Source organism: Bacteroides caecigallinarum (genome assembly GCF_021531075.1).
Lineage (GTDB): Bacteria > Bacteroidota > Bacteroidia > Bacteroidales > Bacteroidaceae > Phocaeicola > Phocaeicola caecigallinarum_B.
Genome location: NZ_JADYTJ010000097.1, coordinates 1 through 3671 on the forward strand (window position 1 = coordinate 1; position 3671 = coordinate 3671).

5 protein-coding genes are annotated in these 3671 nt (G+C 39.0%); all 5 read right to left on the reverse strand.

Annotated features, from left to right (window positions below; genetic code table 11):
- On the reverse strand, nucleotides 1–312 hold a 312-nt coding region (locus tag I6E11_RS14280), incomplete at its 3' end, for a TraX family protein (RefSeq protein WP_235338790.1).
- A 1-nt stretch (nucleotide 313) separates the two neighbouring features.
- Nucleotides 314–1666 carry an MATE family efflux transporter gene (locus I6E11_RS14285; RefSeq protein ID WP_235338791.1) on the reverse strand — a complete coding sequence of 451 codons (1353 nt, stop codon included), beginning with the start codon at nucleotides 1664–1666 and terminating at the stop codon, nucleotides 314–316.
- 195 nt (nucleotides 1667–1861) lie between these two features.
- Nucleotides 1862–2542: a hypothetical protein gene (locus I6E11_RS14290; protein ID WP_235338792.1), complete on the reverse strand. Its 681-nt coding sequence runs from the start codon at nucleotides 2540–2542 to the stop codon at nucleotides 1862–1864.
- A gap of 165 nt (nucleotides 2543–2707) precedes the next feature.
- Entirely contained in the window at nucleotides 2708–2971 is a 264-nt protein-coding gene (rpmA, locus tag I6E11_RS14295) for a 50S ribosomal protein L27 (RefSeq protein ID WP_235338793.1), read from the reverse strand.
- Between the two features lie 20 nt (nucleotides 2972–2991).
- A complete protein-coding gene (gene rplU, locus I6E11_RS14300) occupies nucleotides 2992–3309 on the reverse strand; it encodes a 50S ribosomal protein L21 (RefSeq protein ID WP_235338794.1) in 318 nt (105 codons plus the stop codon).
- Nucleotides 3310–3671: the final 362 nt, after the last annotated feature.

Genomic DNA, 3671 nt, shown 5'->3' on the forward strand with positions numbered 1-3671 from the left:
GAATATTGTATTCTGGTGAACCAGGTTCCAGGGTATTTCTGATATTAAAGCGAATATTAATAAATTTCTACCGTATTTGAATCTATTATGTGTATGAATGAATCCTTCAACAATAAGAAAAGAGAAAATAGGGAATGCCATTCTACCTATTGCTCTCATCAAAAAATATACTGTGATGTCTTTATTGCCAATTGTCGTCAGTATATTGCTTAGCCATTCATTGGGGTAGAGGAAGCAGGCTATGTGGTCTATACACATGAGTATGATGGCAATAAGTTTTAGAAAACTTCCACTAATGAATTGTTGTTTCATATTAAATTGTATGCTTCTTGAATTTATTGAACTGTCTGTAGAGCATTATTGCTGCCAATATACTTGCTGCGAGGTCGGAAATAGGCATACTTATCCATACTCCAAATGAATCAAAGAACAGTGGCAGGATGAACAGACAAGGAATAAGGATCAGCACTTGGCGGCTCAATGACAGAATGATGGCTTTGCGTGCCATACCTATGCTCTGGAAGAAGTTGGATGTAACCATCTGGAAACCTATGATAGGGAAGAACATTACAACAATTCTCAAACCGTTGGCAGAAAGATTTATCAGAGTCTCATCTGTGGTGAAAGCTGATACTGCCAGTCTTGGAATAAATTCGCCGACAATAAATCCGGAGGTGGTGATAATTGTGGCTGCTATAACCGTAAGTTTCATAACATGGTTTACACGGTGGTACTGCTGAGCACCGAAATTATAACCGGCTATAGGCTGCATACCTTGGTTCAGACCCATTACAATCATTACGAACAGGAAAACTATTCTGTTAACGATACCGAATGCCCCAATGGCAAGGTCGCCATCGTAGAGTTTCAGTCCTTTGTTGATAAGTATAACTATGAAGCATGATGCCAGATTCATAAGGAACGGAGCCATACCGATACCTATTATATTTGAAACGAGATTTCCATGAAGGCGGTAGATACCTTTCTTGAAATGCAGAAGCTCATTCTTGTTGCTGAATATCTTTATAAGCCACACCAGTGATATTATCTGGGCCAATATGGTAGCTATGGCTGCTCCTTTGATACCCATGTCGAAACCGTAGATGAACAGTGGGTCAAGTATGGTATTTATAATAACTGTCAGTATGGTTGCCAGCATCGCTTTCTGTGGATGTCCTGCCGAACGGAGAACTGAATTCAGCCCAAGGTAAAGATGAGTGATAGTATTTCCCAACAGGATAATCACCATATAATCGCGTGCGTAAGGGATGGTAGCTTCACTAGCTCCGAAGAAATATAATATCGGGTCGAGGAAGATAAGGGTAATTATTGTAAACAATATACCCATGATAACGTTAAGCGAAACAACGTTTCCAAGGATGTGTTGTGCAGATGCATAATCTTTCTGTCCTAATTTTACGGAAACAAGTGTTGATGCACCTACGCCGACAAGTGATCCGAAGGCTGCTGCAAGATTCATAAGAGGGAATGTTATGGCAAGACCTGAAATTGCCATCGGACCTACACCGTGACCGATGAAGATACTGTCTACCATGTTATAGAGTGATGATGCTGTCATGGCAATAATTGCCGGTACGGCATATTGCATAAGAAGTTTACCGATTGGTTCGGTTCCAAGTTCAGTTGCAGTTACTTTTTGTGACATATTATTTTTTGATATTGCTTATTAACAGGGTGCAAAGTTAGGATTTTTTATCCTATACCGTTATAATGTTTGCAGTTATAATAATGCTGATAACTTAATGTTTTTTGGTGCCGACCATCGTCGGCAGTGCTGCTCACTATGGTCGGTAGTGGTGCCGACTATAGTCAGCACCAAAAAATATATGATTGTTTCGTATTACCAATAATATGGTCCGTAGCCTTTCATTCCTTCTACTCCAAAGCTGATAGATGAACTTTCGCCTATTTTAAAGTTTATCATTCCTCCTAATTTGTCAGGCGAGAAGTTTGGCAGGGGATAATAAAGTGGCGAACGTTGGGGCATGAGTGACTTGTTGCCATATCCATAAAGTGTTATCCGTTCATTGAGCTTGAAAGCGGCAACTCCGGCAATTCCTATGTTCTTATAGTTAATAAATCCCCAGTCCATATGGGTGGCATATAGTCCGGCAGCCACGCTGAATCTGTTATTGATAGGTATGGCGTACATAAATGCAGCATCCTGTCCGAATCCTACTCCTGATGGAGCATATTTTGATGGACTGAATGTGACGTGCATTCCCAGGGAGGCATTGAAACCTTTGTGAAGTTCCCAATTGGCATAGTTGTATGTAAACGGACTGATTCCGTACATACTGAACGACGGATACATTCCTGTCTGCATTATAGGTGCCACGAGTGGTGTGCTCAATGAGTCTGTATCAGTAATTGGATAGTTTGCTTCGTAAGTTTCTGCTTTTGTTTCAAATGATATGTTATAAACAACGGAATCGTTTGCAGAAACTGTCGACTCGTTATTTTGAGCCATACTTATGACAGGTAGTAATATAAATAGTATTACAGGATATAACGATTTCATTATTATGGAGTTTATTGTTTAAATCCAAAGATAGATATTATCTTATTATACTGTAATTTATATATCTGATTTTTAAAGAAAATAGGATTGATTTTATTCTTTTTATGGATACAAAAAAAGCTGTCTTCATTAAGACAGCTTTTAATTTCCTTAATAATTTGCAGATTATGCTTCAGCGCAAGGGATTACAGAAACATAGCTTTTGTTTTCACGACCCTTCTTGAAACATACTGTACCATCTACCAATGCGTAAAGAGTGTGATCGCTACCCATACCTACGTTGTTACCTGGGTTGTGAACTGTTCCTCTTTGACGAACAATGATGTTACCAGCCTTGCAAGCTGAACCACCGAATATCTTTACGCCTAATCTTTTGCTTTCTGATTCACGACCGTTCTTAGAACTACCTACACCTTTTTTATGTGCCATTTTCTTCTACGTTTTAATGATTAAGCAATAACTTGTTTGATTGTCAATTCAGTAAACTGCTGACGGTGACCGTTCAGTTTTCTGTAACCTTTTCTTCTCTTCTTGTGGAATACCAACACTTTGTCACCCTTTACAAGGCTAGACTTAACTTCGCAAACCACTTTTGCACCTTCTACAGTAGGAGCACCTACAGTTACAGTACCATTGTTGTCAACCAACAAAACTTTGTCAAATTCAACAGTTGCGCCGTTTTCAGCGTTCTGAATGTGGTGTACAAACAGTTTCTTGCCTTCTTCAGCTTTGAACTGCTGACCGTTAATTTCTACGATTACGTACATTTTATTATAATTATTAAACGGGTTTCTTCCGTAAGGTGGATTGATTCTTGCAATCACTTGTTTACCTCCACAGACTAAAATCGGCTGCAAAGATACTCTAAATACTTTATATAATCAATAATTTCGGTGTATTTTTTTGTATAAAGTGTTGTTTTTCAGTAATAATTCTTTTTAGGAACAGTGGCTTGAATAAAAAAGAATAGGGTATACCCGGATGGATATACCCTATTCTGATAGTATGCTCGGCATGAGTATTAGCTAACGGGTGCAAGTCCCTAATGAGCCCTAATAGCGGGAATCATACAGCCAATAGCAAGGGTGTCCATCGTGAGGTGGAATCTGAAAGAAGCTGGCGGCAAACA